Source organism: Monoglobus pectinilyticus (assembly GCF_002874775.1).
Lineage (GTDB): Bacteria > Bacillota > Clostridia > Monoglobales > Monoglobaceae > Monoglobus > Monoglobus pectinilyticus.
Genome location: NZ_CP020991.1, coordinates 1,414,724 through 1,431,390 on the forward strand (window position 1 = coordinate 1,414,724; position 16,667 = coordinate 1,431,390).

Consider the following 16,667-nt stretch of genomic DNA (forward strand, 5'->3'; position numbering starts at 1 on the left):
GTTTTATTACGGAAGGAAAATAGCTTTAGCAAGAAGCAGAAATCTGCCAAAAGAGGTGTAAATATGGTAGCAGACTTTTTTGTGCAGAGGATATTTTGTAGACATAGCAGGAAAGAAAAGGAAGATAATAGCGAGATATTAGGAATAATTTAGAGAAAAGATACGTATTGGTTCAGGTTATTAGAAAAAGATTAAGCAGATTGGTTTAAGGATAGCAGGAAGAAGTTAATCTAAAAAGACAGCCGCTTGTAAGCGGCTGTCTGAGATAGCGATGCGGCGTCAAACTTCGATGTTCGTTTTAAGAATTAAGTCCGTATTGGACAATATACTAGATTAGTAAGCTGCCGGTTTACCTGACTTTCAGATTATTATAATATTGGAGTAATGATAAGAAAATAATAATATCAATATAAAAATATCAAAAAATAATTTATATAAATTTATTTGATATATCAAATATACTACGCTAAAGTATATTGAAAATGGGTGTTACTATATCCTAATTATCGCAGCTCAATTTTATCTCTTTTTATCAAACAAACCTGAATATTTTCACTGTTTCCACCAATTATCTAATAGAAGATTTATTATATCGCTCCAAAGTCGGGATATTAAATTTATAGTTTCTGTAATAAAAAATTCTATTTGCCGGTACAAATATCTAGCTATATAAGAATTGTTTTTTATATGGTCATGTTTATTTCTTTATACAGGACATTAATTTTTAGACAACATTATTGTTGCTTTCGTACTAAACTAAAAAAAATATTACTTATATAAAAAGTGGAATTTGTGACTGTATGAATATCGTCAAAACCAGCAAATTCGATTCAAGATAAATTATTTTATCTGCTTAGTTTATTTAAAAACATTCTTGTACGCTCATTTTTTGGATTGCCGATTACCTGCTCCGGCGGACCTTCCTCAATAATAACACCGTCAGCCATGAAAACTACTTTGTCAGCCACGTTTCGTGCAAACTCTATTTCATGGGTTACAATAACCATTGTTTTTCGTTCGGCGGCCAGGCTTCTTATCGTTTTTAATATGTCTCCGGTCAGCTCCGGGTCAAGTGCAGATGTGGGCTCGTCAAAAAACAATACTTTCGGGTTTGTAGCCAAAGCCCGAGCTATAGAAACTCTCTGCTGCTGCCCTCCTGATAATTGATACGGATACGCGTCGCCTTTGTCTGAAAGCCCCATTTTTCTCAAAAGTTCTGCAGCTTCAGCTTGGACCTCAGCCTTATCCCGCTTTTGTACATGTAAAGGTGCGTCCATAATATTCTTTAACACAGAGTAGTGAGGAAACAAATTAAAGTTCTGAAACACCAATCCGAAATATGAACGGGCCTTTTTTAAAGCCGCTTTATCGGCGTAGACAGCGTTCCCGTTTTCGTCATTTTTTGTCACTTGCAAATCCTGGTATCTCATTTCACCGCCGTCCAGCTTTTCAAGTAATGTTGCGCACCTGAGCAGTGTTGATTTTCCTGAGCCTGACGGCCCAATTATCGCTAAAACGTCCCCATTTTCCACAGAAACGGATATATCCTTCAACACCTCGGTCTTGCCAAAAGACTTTTTTGCGTTTTTTATCTCAAATATCTTTTCCTTTTCACCATTCATATTCTCACCCCTATCTGTAGTACGCCAGTTTTTTCTCTACCTTTTCCATTATGAAAGCTACCAGCAGATTGAATACATAATAGAAAATTGCAGCCGCTATAAATGCTGTCATCGTCTTTTGGTTGGCTGCAATCGCTTTTGCCACTGTAAACATTTCGGTCACAGCCAGCGCGAACGCAAGAGACGTATCTTTTACCAGTGTTATAACTTCATTGGTTATAGGAGGAATTATACGCTTTATTACCTGCGGAAAAATTATCTTAAAAAACGTCTGTACTTTTGAATACCCCAAAACTTCAGCAGCTTCATACTGTCCCTTTGGCATGGCTTCAATACCGCTTCTGTATATTTCTGCAAAGTATGCGGCATAGTTCAAAGCGAAACCAATAATTACCGCTACAAAACGGTAAGTGTTGCTGATTTGAATTCCAAATATAAAGTATGGCCCGAAGTATACTACAAGAAGCTGAAGCATAAGCGGAGTGCCGCGCATGATTGATATGTAAATCTTGAAAATAAAACTGATGATTTTATGCTTAGACATGCGCCCGAAAGATATAAGCAGTCCAAGAGGAAGCGAAAATATTAGAGTAAGACAAAATATTTCAACGGACGTCAGCATTCCGCCGCAAAGTTCCTTTAACATTGTCATTAAATCCATATCTATACCCCGTTCAAAAATTTTCGGCAACCAATTTATTGATTGCCGAATTTGTTATAGAGCAAAGCCCTTTATTTTTATCTTAAATTTTTAAAAATACTTAATCCGCTTTCAAGATACATACATCATATCCAAAGTATTTATCTGAAAGTTCTGCAAAGAAGCCGTCTTTTACCATTTCTTTTAAAGTATTCTGAACCTTGTCACGCAGTTCAGTATTGCCTTTAAAGAACCCAACGCCATACTGCTCTTCGAGTATAGGCTCGTCAAGTATAACATATTGGTCTTCCTTGCCCTGAATTTGATACTTGGCAACTCCGATATCCATTGCCACAGAATCTACCGCTCCGGCTTCAAGATCCATAAAAGCGGAATTATACTGCTGGCAGGTTAAAAGCTTAGAGAAAAGCGCTTTTGTATCAGCATGCTCCTCATCGTTTAAAGCATTAAGCGCCGCTGAATCAGCTTGCGCAGTAACAACTTTATCTTTTAAATCGGCTACCTTTGTAATTCCAGAATCCTTCTTAACAACAAACACCTGGCTATTATCCATATAAGGCTCTGTCCATGTGTAATCATCTTCACGTCCGGTCATTGTGAATCCGTTCCAGATGCAGTCTATAGAACCTGAAGAAAGTTCCAAATCCTTAGAATCCCAGTCAACAGGCTGGAGCTTTATTTCAAGACCCATGCGCTTAGCGCATTCTGTTGCCATTTCAATATCAAATCCTGTAAACTGACCGTCATCTCCTACATAACCGTAAGGCGGAAAATCTTGGTCAAACCCAACTGTAAACGTTGTTTTTGCAGCGTCTTGCTGATTGCCGCTAGGACTGTTTCCGCAGGCGGACAACAGAGCCGCTGCCATTACACCGGCAAGAATAAATGCTACCAGCTTTTTTAACTTCATAACTTATAACCCCCTGTTAATTTTGGACGACTGATTATTCATGCAGAAGTCCAATCTGTTTTATAGGAAGATATTATCATAAACAGCATAAAAAGTCAAGATAAACTAGCAGTCAAAACAAATTGATTTTACGATATCGAGAGTAAAAAAACGCCTGACTTATAGGTGTTATCCTTTAAGACAGGCGGCTTAAAAATATATTGAACAATATTTAGCTGAACGCCGCGGCGCAGCCTATACCAGCACAAGCGATAACGCAGGCACAGAAAATAATAGCTCCTACTATAACACAAATCAACGAAAGCACAAAACCCGCTGTTCTGATACCTCCGTAATATCCGGCTCCCTTTGACATTGCCGCTAAAATAATACCAATAATCCCCAAAACTACTGAAACAAATGCAGAATAGCCAAACCACCAAAATACAATACCCACAATACCGAGTACCATACTTGCAATAGCCTGACCCTTTCCGGGTTCATACTGGGGATAATTATTATATCCGTTGTTTTGATAACCATTGTTTTGATAGTTATTATTTTGGTATCCATAATTATTCGGAGCGCCGTTGTTAGGATTGTAATTGTCCGCCATTTAAAATCCTCTCCCTTATTAAATTTTAATTTATCTTACTTTTGATACAGTTTGCAAAATATGTTACATATTATCACATTTTCTATAAAATGTCAATCTAGATGTTTTTTTGAAAACCAGTGACAAACATTGGTTTTTCTTATAAGCCACATCACGGTTATGATGAACAGAGCTGCGCTTATCCATTGAGAAGTAGAAAGACCGAGCATAAAACCTCTGTGACTGTCACCTCTAAAAAATTCCAGGATAAACCTTATCGGCGCATATAATATAATATACATTGCCAAAGTATAAGGTTCTCGTTTAGGTGATGAAGTGTACCAAACTAAAAAAATAAAAATCAAAAATACGCAAAATGCTTCTATCAGCTGTATAGGCAGAAGAGGAATACCGTTTGGAGCCACAAGCGAGTTAGTATATGTATAGCCAATCCATGATGTTGTCTCAATACCATAACAGCAGCCGGCCGAAAAACAGCCGATTCTTGCTATCGAGTGTGCCAGCGCAAGAGCGGGAACCAATAAAACCAAATAGTCTGTTAACTTAGTTTTAATAATTTTGGAACACCACCAAGCCGCTGATATTCCTCCGAGTAATCCGCCGTAAAACACCATACCACCGTTTGCCAGCGACCAAATAATTTCAGATGGATTCGAAATTCCTGATTCTAATGCGCGCAGTATATCCGGGATTTCAACTAAAATAAAAAGCAATTTTGCGCCGGCCATTGCCCCAACGGCGCCAAGAACATAGATATAAACGGAGTTTTCCCTGTCTGCTCCGAATTTCGGAGCCATGAGCAGTATATACAGCATGCCGAGCAGCGCTCCGGTTACTCCCAAAACGCCATACATAGGAATTGTTTTGCCCCAAATTATGATTTCTGATATCATTTTACTCTCCCAAATAAATGGTTTATATAAGCTGTCTGCAGATTTTTGTTTTTCATATCAAAGAATAAAAGCCGGACAGCGGTTAAATATCTGTCCGGCTTCCAGCTTATAGAGATTATATCATAATTCTCTATATTTTGCAATCATTATCTGTTGCCTAAAAAGTATCTTATGTTTTTATATATTTGAATTATCACAGTTGGCAATACTGCGAAAAATATTATTTCGACTATCATTGACGGTCCTAGCAGTGAAATAGAGAACAAATCATGGATAGGTGTAAAAAACAATACGGCGCTGAGGAAACATACTCCGGCGGCAAACGCCACTATACTAAATGGGTTCGAACCGAATCCAAGAACGTTTATGGGCTTGCTTCCGCGGCAGTTAAAGCAGTGGAAGAGCCTACCCAGACACAGAGCGCTGAAAGCCATTGTTCCGGCTGTTTCTGCTCCATGTTCCAGCCCTATATAATACGCCGCTATTGTTGAAATAGATATAAGAATCCCTATAAAACTTGTGTTTATAATCATCTTTTTGTCTAGTATGCTGTCGTTTATTCCTCTGGGTTTTTCATTAAGCAGGTTTCTGTCTGGTTTTTCCATACTTATAGCTATTGCCGGAAGTGAATCTGTTAAAAGGTTTATAAATAATAGCTGAACGGCCGTAAACGGAGCGGACAGCCCCATTATTACGCAGTACAATACGGCTATTATTCCTGCAAGGTTACCTGTTAAAAGAAACATGATACTGTTTTTTATATTAGTGTATATGCTTCTGCCGCTGGCAACCGACCTGACAATAGTAGCAAAATTGTCGTCCGCCAAAACCATTGAAGCAGCGTCCTTGCTTACCTCTGTTCCGGTTATTCCCATAGCTACGCCAACGTCAGCCTTCTTTAATGCAGGTGCGTCGTTTACCCCGTCGCCGGTCATCGCAACTATGTGTCCCAATTCCTGCCACAGTGTTACTATTCTTATCTTGTGTGCCGGGCTGACCCTTGCATATACACTGACCTTAGGCAGCATTTCCGAAAGTTCGCTGTCACTTATCATTTCAAGTTCTGCCCCGTCCAGAGCCAAATCACCGTCTTTAAAAATCCCAACCTCACGCGCAACTGCAATAGCTGTCATCTTATGGTCTCCGGTAATCATGACCGGCTTTATTCCGGCGCTGATACAATCGGCTACAGCCGCTTTGCTTTCCTCTCTGGGCGGGTCGGTCATTGCACATAATCCAATAAATGTGTATTTATTTTCATCATTTTCATTAATATCTGTTTTATTGCTAAACTCACGTTTTGCAAAACATAATACGCGCATTCCGCGCTCAGAGTAGAAGACGTTCATATGTACTATTTCTTTTTTGTCCTCGTTGGTTATATCGCGTACGCGTCCGTTTACTTCAATTGATGTCAGCCGGTCAAGAAAATTATCAATCGCGCCTTTTGTCAGCATAGTGGGCTTTCCATTTATTTTGTGTAGGGTGCTCATCAGCTTCCTGTCACTGTCAAATGGGATTTCTGCCAGCCTCGGATATGCGGAACGTACTTTGTCGCATCGTTCCTTACCGAAAAACTCGATCAAAGCTGTTTCTGTCGGATCACCGATAGATTCACCGTCGGCAGAGAAAGCTGCGTCATTACACAAAAGCATCGGGAGAATAAGATTGTCATTACTGTCAAAACGCTCAGCCGGGTGGCTGACTCCATCTCTGTAAATTTCTCTGACCTTCATTTTATTTTGAGTTAAAGTTCCCGTTTTGTCAGAGCATATAACGCTGACGCATCCCAGTCCCTCAACTGCCTTCAAGTCTCTGATAATGGCATTCTGCTTAGCCATTTTTTGAGTTCCTATAGCAAGCGAGATTGTTACTATTGAACTTAACGCCTCAGGTATTGCGGCAACAGCAAGAGCCACGGCAAACATCATAGCGTCGAGAATTTCTTCGCCGCGCAGAATTGACAGTGCCATAACCGCCAGACATATGATAACAATTGCAATTGTAAGTTTTTTAGAAAAGTTTTCTAAGCTCTTCTGGAGCGGCGTCTTCTTTGACTCCGCCTTGTTTATCATGGTCGCTATATTGCCTATTTCAGTTTCCATACCGGTAGCGGTTACCACCACAACACCGCGTCCTCCTGTGACAAGAGAACCTGAATAAACCATGTTCACACGGTCTCCCAAAACTATTTCTTTACCATCAGAGTCCAAAACCTTGTCTGATTTGAGAACGCTGTCGCTCTCTCCGGTCAGAGAACTTTCGTTAACAAGCAAACCGGCGGCTTTTATAACTCTTCCATCGGCAGACGCGACAGCGCCGGCTTCCAGAATAAGTATGTCCCCTTTTACGACCTCTCGGGCAGGGATTTCACAGACATTTCCGTCCCTTATTACTTTTGCGTGGGGAGCAGACATATTTTTCAGCGCAGCCAGGGACTTTTCAGCTTTAAAGTGCTCCACCGTTCCTATTATACTGTTCATCACTATAACAAGAAGAATAACAGCGGCGCTGTCGCCGTTGCCGGTGAGTATAGAAACGGCTGAGCATACAAGCAGAATAATTACCAGCAAGTCTTCAAACTGGGAGAAGAAGACCTCTAATACATTTTTTTTCTTTTCTTCTTTAATTTCATTCGGACCGTTTTTCAAAAGCCTCTCCCTGGCTTTTTCCTGCGTCAGACCCTTTTCACTTGTCCGCAAGTTTTCAAGGACGGCGCCGGATGTCATCTCAAAAAACCTCATATAACATTCCTCCATATAAAATTTTATGTTGTGCAAATAAAAAAAGACCTCTATTACACAACATTAGTGTAATAAAAGTCTTGCTGTTGGCGAAATATTCATTAGCCCAAGTGCGGCACGGACCGATTTACAGTCGTATTGACGACACCGCACGCCTATGCTGAAAGCACAGACCGCTACTCCCCTTTATTGACTACATTTTACTACCAAATTTTATATTTGTCAAGTATTTTTACAAAATTTTATTTTTCTTCTTAATATTCTGCATATCGAAAAGATACGTCAGTCCATGACATACGGCATCTGTATCATATATAATCTGAGAAACTGCTGCGGCACCGACCGAATATAAATTTTGCAGAACAGTCTAGAACAATGACTAATCCCCAAAAGTAAATGGTGTACCATACAACCGGAGTTCCTCCATATAGGACTGCGTTTCTGAAACCCTCGCTTATATATGAGACAGGGTTTATAATAAAAATTAAATTTCTGATCCAAGGGGTTAAACTGTCGGAGCTCCAAAACAAAGGGGTCAGCCAATAACCAATCTGAGTCAAAACAGAAATAATATTTTTTATATCTTTGAAAAACACCGTCAAAGCCGACAGCAAATATCCCAGTACCAAAAGGAATATGGATTCAGACAGAACATAATATATCAGCCATACATTCCCGATCTTTGGAAAATATCCGAAAGCCAAAGCTGTAACAAGCAGAAGCAGTATAAACACGGCGTGTATAAAAAATGCTGATATAAGTCTGACAGCCGGCAAAACACTGACGTCAAACCGTACTTTTTTTACTAGATATGAATAATCAGTCAGAGCTGAGGCACAGCCGCCAAGACCATCGCAAAAAAACAGGTATGGCACCAAAGCCGACACTAGCCAAAGCACATATGGAACATTGTCGTCGGTCTTGCTTTTTAATGCAACCTGAAATACAAACCAGTAAAGAACGACTGTTAAACAAGGATATATAAAAGCCCAAAGCACGCCGAGAACACTCCCGGCGTACTTTGACCTGAAATCATTTTTAGCAAGTTCAAATATGTTAAGAATCTTATCTCGGTTAAATATAGACGAATGAAATTTTTTGACGGACACCTTTACAGCTCCAAACCTTTCAGATAAGACTTAAACTGACCGCTTAAATCCTCACGGCGCAGAGCATATTCAACCGTCGCTTCCAAAAATCCCAAACGGTCGCCAACATCGTATCTTCGACCGACAAAATCGTACGCATACATAGCCTGTTCCTTGGCTAAAGCCTTCAGCGCGTCGGTAAGCTGAATCTCACCGCCTGCGCCCGGCTTTGTTGTCTCAAGTTTTTCAAAAATCTCAGGAGTGATAACATATCTTCCGAGAACGCCCACATCCGTCGGCGCTTCCTCAGGCTTCGGCTTCTCTATCATGTCTTTGACAGAGTACAGTCTGTCACCCAGTTTCTCGCCGTCAACACAGCCATATTTGCAGATATTTTCATGCGGAACGGTCTGAACGCCCAAAACGCTTCCGCCTTTTTCGTTATATACGTCAATAAGTTGTTTCAAGCATGGAGTGCCGTCGTTATAGACAACGTCGTCTCCTAAAAGCACAGCAAACGGCTCGTCGCCGACAAACGATTTAGCGCATAGAACAGCGTGCCCTAGACCTTTAGCTTCCTTTTGGCGCACTGCGACAACTTCAACCATATCGGCAATTGATTTGATTTGATTTAGGTACTCGGTTTTTCCGCCTTTTTCAAGCAGGGCTTCGAGCTCCAAAGTCCTGTCAAAATGGTCTTCGATTGCCTTTTTGGTGTGGCTGGTAATCAGGCATATCTGCTCAATTCCTGAGTTAACAGCCTCCTCAACGATATATTGTATTGTTGGAGTATCAACAATCGGAAGCATCTCTTTCGGCATTGATTTGGTAGCCGGAAGAAATCTGGTTCCCCACCCTGCTGCCGGAATAACCGCTTTTCTAACTCTTTTTATATTTGCCATGTTAAAACATCTCCTAATCTCTTTAAAAATAAAAAATTTATATGTTTTTCCAAATTCCAATTTGATTATTAGTTATTGAGTTTTTGCCATGCCGGCAGTCCTGTCTGAATTGCATTAAGTATCTTTTTCTTAAAAAACTTATCATTCTTCTGTCCGCTGTTGATAAACTCTTTCATGTCCTGACGTTTCGATTTTCCGTCCATGGGACAGGGATTATAAACCACAGGAAGCTCCGCGCGGTTGGCGTATCCCTTTATATCGCCCTCAGCCACATAGATAAGAGGACGGATAACATGTATGTCTTTTCTTGAAAGATAGGTGACAGGAGAAAAGCAGCCCAAACGCCCCTCGTAAAACAGAGACAGAAAAAATGTTTCGAGAACGTCCTCGTTATGGTGCCCGAGCGCAACTTTATTGCAGCCATTTTTCACTGCCAAATCATTAACTCCGCCGCGCCGCATTTTGGCGCAGAGAGAACAGGGATTGGATTCTTTTCTTATATCAAATACCACTTCGGCAATATCGGTTTTTTCTATTATGTATTCCACGCCGATTTTTTCACAGAGTTCCTGCACCTTTGAAAAGTCGGTGCCGTCAAAGCCCATATCAATGGACAGCGCCAAAATATCAAACTTATTAGGATAAAACCGCCGCAGTTCAGCAAGAGCGCAGAGAAGCGTCAGGCTGTCCTTGCCTCCTGATACGCCGACGGCTATTTTATCACCTTCGGCAATCATATGATAGTCGTCCACAGCCCGCCGCGTACGGCTTAAAATCTTTCTCATACCGGAATAATCTCCTCAACGTAATGTCTCAGATTTTTGGCTGAGACACAAAATATAAGCTGGTAGTAATTGTACCACATTCAGCCGAATAAAGCAATAATAAATTGTTTTTAACCCAAGAAGTTTTAGTAATTATAATACTAAAACTTCTTTAATTTCAAAAGTTTTGGGATTGTAGTACCAAAACTTCTTTAATTTCAAAAGTTATAGGATTGTAGTACCAAAACTTTTTATTTTTCTTTTGACACAAAAATATTTTGTCCATCTGTAAATATAATTATTGTGCCGTCTCGGTCTGTTCGGCAGACGTCTGTTCCAATGTCGACTAGAGAATAAATCACATCATCGTCCGGCAAATTGTATTTATTGTTTAACCCGCATGAGATAATTGCATATCGTGGTTTTACTGTATTTAGAAATTGAGAAGTTGATGAAGTATTGGACCCATGATGACCAACTTTTAATATATCTGCTTTTATATTATCATTTAAAATGTCGTTTTCCACTTCTTTCTCTCCGTCTCCCATAAATAAAAATGATACGTCTCCATATACCACTTTGATTACTGCAGAATAATTATTTAAATCAGAATAGTAGTCTTTAACCGGAGAAAGAATATTTATATTAAGTTTTTCATCATTTAAAATAATGACACCTTTTTCGGCTTTTGTAACCGGAACATTTTTATTTTCTATAGCAATAAGCATGTTCTCAAACGTTTTGGTTGTATGTGCTTTTTCAGGCATATACATTTTTCCTATAGACAAATTTTCAATTATATATGGCATACCTCCGATATGGTCGGCGTGGGGGTGAGTAGCGATAAGGTAATTTATATAGTTATAGCCGCAGCTATTTATATAATCTACAATTGTTTTTCCGTCATCAATACTACCGGCGTCTATTAAAGCAGTTTCGTTATTAGGCAATTGAATAAATATACAATCGCCCTGACCGACATCAATAAAATGAACTGTTACATTTTCCATGATGCTATTAGTCGCTAAAGGAATGTTTTCCATAACACTAGCTGTTGGTGAAGGAGTGTTTTCTATATTATTAAGCAATTTATCCCAACGTGCCTGTGTATAATTATTTATTACAAATATAAAAATTATTAAAGATATTATAGCTAATACACCTGCTATACGTTTTTTCAATTCTATCACCTATTCTATTCAGATTATTATATTCGTTTTGCAAAATACAAGTTCTAATTCTGTAAGTATAAGTAGTACATCTGAAACAGACAAGTATATTAGTTATACTAATATAAGTACAAGTTAAATTTAAGGGTAAAATTTAAAAATAAAAAAAAAATTAGAGAGAGTGGAGAACAAAGATGTATGAAGAATATATAAGGGAAAGAATAACAGAACTGAGGATGAGAAAAAACATATCAGAAAGATGTATGAGTTTAGATATGGGACGTTCGGAAGGATATATAAATCATATAACATCAGGAAAAGCGATGCCGTCAATGAGTGAATTTTTTGAAATATGCAGATATTTTGGAATAACGCCATATGAATTTTTTAATGAAAATATAAAGTATCCTGAAAAAATACATAAAATAATAAAAGGAATAAAAAAACTAAATGAAAAGGATACAGAATTAATAATTAATCTAATAGAAAGTTATAAGGACAATAATAAAAAATATTAACATTTCCGCGACTGCGTACCTCACGCGGCGCATAAATGCGCCCTACCGATGTTTGCCAAAAGCAACTATAAATAGTGCTATAAGTTTATTCGGGAAATGACAGTTTTAGTTCACTTAAAACTTTTAATCATAGGAATATAGTAGCTAAAATTCAATTGCATATATTATACCTCTTGACTTATCAGTTGTTTTTTGTATAATAAAAAATATAAATAATGGCTAAGGTGACGACTAATGGATAATTTACGCAAAATAAGGGAAGAAAAAAATTTAACACAAGAAAATTTAAGTACAAAATTAGGAATAACACAGAAGTCTATAAGTCTCTATGAAAACGGAGAGGCAGCACCTTCCATTGAAACCTTTATAAAGTTGTGTGATATTTTAAATGTTTCAGCAGACTATCTGCTTGATAGAACAGATATACGTTATACAGCAAAAGAAGTGACTAATTTGAGTTTATCATCTGAGGAACTCGAACTCATCGAATATTTTAGAAAATTATCCCCTATGAAAAAAGTAAAAGCATTGGGATTAGTTATTGGTATGACAGAATAAATTGTAACGATTTATAAGACTTTCATATAATTTGGAAGTCTTATTTTATTATATATACAATTCCGCAACTGCGCACCTCACGCGGCGGCACAGCCGCCCTACCGATGTTTGCCAAAGCAACAGTTTTTGATAGAGAAAATAAACAAGAACTCGAAATATCTATTTTCACGGTAGTTTACAAAGTCAACGGGAAAGAGACAGGGCTTTTTTCATCATGAAGCATGGCTTCATGATGAAATGAGCGGGGTGCGAGCGCCCTTTGGAGCCGTTAGGCGACCTAAGCGAGCAGTACTTTTTCTTTTATTTGAGTATTCATAATAATGACATTGTAGGTTATTTAAAACAAGTAACTTTTTATTACACACACCTTTCAGGTGTGGTCACAGGTGAAGCGTTTCTTTTTCTTACGAGTGTGACCACACTTTCCTTGAAAGTGTGTATTATACATATGTTCTTATTTTTCCATAACCTGCAATGTCAATAATATGAATACTCAAATAAAAAGAAATGGTTCAAACACCTATTATAAGTAAAATAATAAATATTATATGGGGTTATATACAAAGTATATAGATAGTTTTTTAATAAGCAAATTAATAAATTATTTTATATGGGATCATATACAAAATATAAATATAAAATATAAAATATAAAAGACGTTCTCCCAAATCAAGGATAACGTCTTTTTTCAGCCTTGTTCCACATTAAAAATCACTTCACTTCTAAACTATCTATTAATTTCTTAATACGAATAGTATTCACTATACTTATGACGCACGCAATAAATATACCCAAAAGAGCTGCGGCGCCGGCCATAATTAAAATAGTAAACCTTTGTTCATCATATGGCGAATCGGTTGAAATCCCATAGAATATTCTGTATATGTATTTAAGCAACCCATATTTTTCTAAACCTATAACCAGCCCCAAAGAAGCTATAACGTAAACCGCCGCAGAGATAAAGAATTTTGACATCCTCTCTTTGTCTATAAACAGTGCGGCTATGACTGAACAGCCTAACGGAAATATAAATTCCGAGACAAATATAAGCTTGCTTGAGTTATAGTTAAAATAAGTGGATATTAGCAGTGCATATAAAAATACCACAACCGATATACTGCCTAATAATCCTCTAAGTGCAGATTTGCCCATCTTTTTCTCCTGTATCTAGTTTAAATTGAATAATTCCTGCTTTTCATTGTAAGTCAGCTTCCAAAGCGTTCCGTTATTGTCTAAAGCGTACATAGTCTTTTGGTCTCCGGCGTATATTCCAATAATTCCTGAAAGACTTGTATATTCCTGAGCACAGAAATGCTCAAACTGGGAATCAAGCTTCGGACTGAGCTTTGGACTGTCTCCCCACATATACAATTTGTCTCCGCATAAAGCGGCCGTCTGATATTCTCCGCATGATACTGTTTCGGCAGTTGTTATTATTCCGCCTTTATAATCCCTTTCGTCAATGTCCCAATAACAATAGCGCATTCTGCGCGGCTTGTCATACTTATAATATCCATCACTGTCAGTGATTACCAAATTTTCCTCGTTGTTATCTAATATAATTGGTTTTTCATCTTTCCCCAGCTGACCCAAATATGTCGTCCCCCACATATATATGCTCTTGTCACTTCGTATTGCCGCAGACGAGTTAGGTCCCGCATAGACCGATTCTATGTCGTACATAGTTTTAATATATCCCGGAGAGGTTAAATATTTGCTGGATTCACTGCCGCGTCCTAACTGCCCTTCGCCGTTCTCCCCCCATGTATATACTGTGCCGTTTGTGCTGACTGCCGCCACATGGCCTGAACCGGCAGCTGCATCCTTAAATTTTGTCTCTGAAACGGAAACAGGAACTGTAGAATCCGTTGTAGTTCCGTTTCCAAGCTGTCCTTTATCGTTTCTGCCCCAAGTGTATAATGTTCCGTCACTGCTGAGCGCTATTCCGAAATATGTGCCGGATCCTATTTTTATAATATCTTTCAGTCCGTCTATTAAACCGGGCGTATTATCAAGCATGGAATCATTTCTTCCAAGCTGTCCGTAGTCGTTTGATGTTCCCCATGAATAGACAGTTCCGTTTTGAAGCAGGGCATAACCAAAATTTCTGCCCAATTCTACGGCTGCAGCATTCTCAATTCCTGATATTTTAACAGGTGTTTCTCCATTACTGCTAACCCAAACGCTTCCGTCATCTTTTATGAATGCAATATTCTCTCCGTAAACGGCAACCCGGTTTTGAGTTTGGATTTTATCAGAGATATTTGGCGCGCCGGTTGCGGTTGGCGGCTCGGTTTGCGGTGCAGTGGTTTCTGTGGGTATAGTAGTGATTATGACTGAATAATTTTCTTCATCCCAGTTGACATCGCATGAAAAACTTTCTGATACTGCCCTTACAGGAACCATTGTTGTGTCAAAATTATCATTGTATTTCATCAGTCTCGGCGCTGTGTCCAGGACAGTAGATACTCCGTTAACATACATAACAGAATTATCTATAAACAATTTTACTGTGGTGCCGTTTGATGACGCTGTAATTGAATGCTCGTTTTCATCCCATGAGACTTCAGCGTTCAGTGTTTCAAACAGCTTGCGCATTGGTATAAGGGTTCGTCCGTCTATAATCACAGGCTCGTGAACGCCGCTGAAATCCAGAGCTGCGCCGTCAACAATAATATCTATTCCGGTCTCTATAACCTCACCATTTTCGTTTATGTATGCTGTGTGATTTTGTGCCGCATAGCCGGACATAGTAATAAATATTGACATAGTTAAAAAAAGACAGATTAGTTTAGATATGCTTTTCATTTTAATTCCTCCTTATAAAATATTTAGTATTTCTATTGTTCTTATTTAGACTGATTTAACGTCATCTTAGTTCCGGTTTGATTAAAATAAATCTTTTACCGCAAATAAAACAATGGGATGTTGAGATTTTTACCTATCCAACATCCCATATTAAATTTATATTTGTTATTCGGACTTATCGTCTGATGAGGGCGAACTGCTGCTGTCTGGTTCAGGAGAAGACTCGGCGGCTTGTTTTTCGAGATAAGATTCCCATTCCTCACGGCTTTGAGGTCTGAACACATTATTTACCAATTCTTCGGTTTTTCTTTCGCTGTGTACATAGTACCAAAGATTGTTTGTGTATTCATAGTCCCCGGGCAGCTGGTATGAAGTGATGTCGTCAAGATTGACGTTCATCAGAGCGTTAAGGTTTCTCATAATTTCTGTCATAGTCAGATTGGTTCTGACGTTGTTTTGGAAGACTGCATAAACATCATCAATTTTCGATAAATACTGTGCGTTAAGTTTTTGCTTTATAAGTTCTTTTAAGAACTGCTGCTGCCAATACATTCTGCCCTCGTCACCCATTACATACTCACCGGGAGCGGAACCGTCATTGTTGTGACGGAAACGGACAAAATCGTGAGCCAGCTGTCCTGTAAGATGCTGCTGTCCTGCTTCAAGATGAATATGGAGCCCCTGCACCGGGTCGTCATAATCCATGTCATAAGGAACGTTGAATTCAACTCCGTCAACGGCTTCGATAACATCCATAAATCCGTCAAAGTCAACTGTTACAAAATAATGAACAGGCAGACCAGTTATACTTTTTACTTTGTTTATCAGTAGGTCTTCGTGACCTTCTGTTGTGCTGAGTTTTGAAGGAAGAGCGTCAAGCTCAGCCTGTGAAAGCTTAGGGGTAGGTTCCGGAGTAGGCTCGCTGTTCTTTTCCGGTTTGGGTGAAGGGCTTGCAGTAGGCGTGGTCGGAACTATACCCATAGTAGCGTTTATTTTTTGCGTAGTGCCGTTTATTGTAACCATTGTGTCACGGGGGATTGATAATATGCTCACTCGGTTTGAGTATCCGTCAAGAGAGGCAAGCATTATAGTATCGCTCCTGTAACCGCCGTCGTCTACGCCTATAAGCAGAACGTTTACCATACCCACATTTCCGTCAAGCGCGTCCAAAGATGAATAATTTCTAATTGTTCCGAGCGACAAGCCCGAAAGTTTTTGTGACGCCAAAACTCCGCAGTAAGTGGATACGGACAAAGTTATTATAGTAATTATAATAGCAACAACTTTAAATCTTCTTGTCATTGAGATTCCCCTCGTAATGTTTGTGTTTTATATTTTTATGGTCAGAAAATATCTTATTCAAATATATTCAAGTATCAAATAAAAATTCGAGTTCATTATTCGACAAAAAATACTATGCTAATTATACCATATA

15 protein-coding genes are annotated in these 16,667 nt (G+C 38.7%); 2 read left to right on the forward strand and 13 right to left on the reverse strand.

Annotation, left to right across the window (positions count from 1 at the left end):
- Positions 1-845: 845 nt before the first annotated feature.
- From B9O19_RS06305 to B9O19_RS06350, 10 genes are all read right to left on the reverse strand, one after another.
- The gene (locus B9O19_RS06305; RefSeq protein WP_102365614.1) at positions 846-1,622 is read right to left on the reverse strand and encodes an amino acid ABC transporter ATP-binding protein; all 777 of its coding nucleotides are present in this window, start codon (positions 1,620-1,622) and stop codon (positions 846-848) included.
- Positions 1,623-1,632: 10 nt separating this feature from the next.
- Positions 1,633-2,283, reverse strand: a complete 651-nt coding sequence (locus B9O19_RS06310) for an amino acid ABC transporter permease (RefSeq protein WP_102365615.1) — start codon at positions 2,281-2,283, stop codon at positions 1,633-1,635.
- 100 nt (positions 2,284-2,383) lie between these two features.
- A complete protein-coding gene (locus B9O19_RS06315) occupies positions 2,384-3,151 on the reverse strand; it encodes an amino acid ABC transporter substrate-binding protein (RefSeq protein WP_407937704.1) in 768 nt (255 codons plus the stop codon).
- A gap of 253 nt (positions 3,152-3,404) precedes the next feature.
- Entirely contained in the window at positions 3,405-3,788 is a 384-nt protein-coding gene (locus tag B9O19_RS06320) for a hypothetical protein (RefSeq protein ID WP_102365617.1), read from the reverse strand.
- Positions 3,789-3,880: 92 nt separating this feature from the next.
- A complete protein-coding gene (locus tag B9O19_RS06325) occupies positions 3,881-4,681 on the reverse strand; it encodes a prolipoprotein diacylglyceryl transferase (RefSeq protein ID WP_102365618.1) in 801 nt (266 codons plus the stop codon).
- A 146-nt stretch (positions 4,682-4,827) separates the two neighbouring features.
- Entirely contained in the window at positions 4,828-7,425 is a 2,598-nt protein-coding gene (locus B9O19_RS06330; RefSeq protein ID WP_102365619.1) for a cation-translocating P-type ATPase, read from the reverse strand.
- A gap of 308 nt (positions 7,426-7,733) precedes the next feature.
- A complete protein-coding gene (locus B9O19_RS06335) occupies positions 7,734-8,534 on the reverse strand; it encodes an ABC transporter permease (RefSeq protein ID WP_102365620.1) in 801 nt (266 codons plus the stop codon).
- A 2-nt stretch (positions 8,535-8,536) separates the two neighbouring features.
- Complete coding sequence (gene galU / locus B9O19_RS06340; protein WP_102365621.1) at positions 8,537-9,415, reverse strand: UTP--glucose-1-phosphate uridylyltransferase GalU; 879 nt, start codon at positions 9,413-9,415, stop codon at positions 8,537-8,539.
- A gap of 68 nt (positions 9,416-9,483) precedes the next feature.
- Entirely contained in the window at positions 9,484-10,200 is a 717-nt protein-coding gene (locus B9O19_RS06345) for a tRNA 2-thiocytidine biosynthesis TtcA family protein (protein WP_102365622.1), read from the reverse strand.
- A 230-nt stretch (positions 10,201-10,430) separates the two neighbouring features.
- A complete protein-coding gene (locus tag B9O19_RS06350; RefSeq protein ID WP_102365623.1) occupies positions 10,431-11,360 on the reverse strand; it encodes a ComEC/Rec2 family competence protein in 930 nt (309 codons plus the stop codon).
- 182 nt (positions 11,361-11,542) lie between these two features.
- Here B9O19_RS06350 and B9O19_RS06355 point away from each other — a divergent pair, with 182 nt between their 5' ends.
- Positions 11,543-11,866, forward strand: a complete 324-nt coding sequence (locus B9O19_RS06355) for a helix-turn-helix domain-containing protein (RefSeq protein WP_102365624.1) — start codon at positions 11,543-11,545, stop codon at positions 11,864-11,866.
- A 234-nt stretch (positions 11,867-12,100) separates the two neighbouring features.
- Complete coding sequence (locus B9O19_RS06360; protein WP_102365625.1) at positions 12,101-12,424, forward strand: helix-turn-helix domain-containing protein; 324 nt, start codon at positions 12,101-12,103, stop codon at positions 12,422-12,424.
- Positions 12,425-13,135: 711 nt separating this feature from the next.
- On the opposite strand, the gene B9O19_RS06365 is transcribed toward B9O19_RS06360, so the two are convergent.
- The 3 genes from B9O19_RS06365 to B9O19_RS06375 all read right to left on the reverse strand — a co-directional run bounded on the left by B9O19_RS06365 (position 13,136) and on the right by B9O19_RS06375 (position 16,534).
- On the reverse strand, positions 13,136-13,576 hold the full coding sequence (locus tag B9O19_RS06365) for a hypothetical protein (RefSeq protein ID WP_102365626.1): 441 nt from the start codon (positions 13,574-13,576) through the stop codon (positions 13,136-13,138).
- Between the two features lie 15 nt (positions 13,577-13,591).
- Entirely contained in the window at positions 13,592-15,232 is a 1,641-nt protein-coding gene (locus tag B9O19_RS06370; protein ID WP_102365627.1) for an RCC1 domain-containing protein, read from the reverse strand.
- 165 nt (positions 15,233-15,397) lie between these two features.
- A complete protein-coding gene (locus tag B9O19_RS06375; RefSeq protein ID WP_102365628.1) occupies positions 15,398-16,534 on the reverse strand; it encodes an LCP family protein in 1,137 nt (378 codons plus the stop codon).
- Positions 16,535-16,667: the final 133 nt, after the last annotated feature.